1 protein-coding gene is annotated in these 242 nt (G+C 73.1%); it reads left to right on the forward strand.

The features are described from left to right. Nucleotides 1-46: 46 nt before the first annotated feature. Nucleotides 47-242 (forward strand): ferric reductase-like transmembrane domain-containing protein (locus DEIPI_RS31935; protein WP_342667520.1); only part of this gene is annotated, 196 nt, incomplete at its 3' end.

Here is a 242-nt window from a genome sequence, read left to right on the forward strand (position 1 = left end):
CTGCACGCCGCTGCGGCGAGTGGCGGGCTGGACGTGGACGGCGCGCGTGCGCCGCCCGCTGGGTCTGCTCGCGTTCGGTTACGGCTGCCTGCACTTCCTGATCTACCTCACCGACCACGGCTTCTCGCCGTCGGTGCTGCTCGCGGACGTCGTGAAGCGGCCCTTCGTCACGTCGGGCTTCGCGGCGCTCGTGCTGCTCGCGCCGCTCGCGCTGACCAGCACGAACGCGTCCGTGCGCCGCC

The sequence above is a fragment of the Deinococcus pimensis DSM 21231 genome (genome assembly GCF_000519345.1).
Classification (GTDB): domain Bacteria; phylum Deinococcota; class Deinococci; order Deinococcales; family Deinococcaceae; genus Deinococcus_A; species Deinococcus_A pimensis.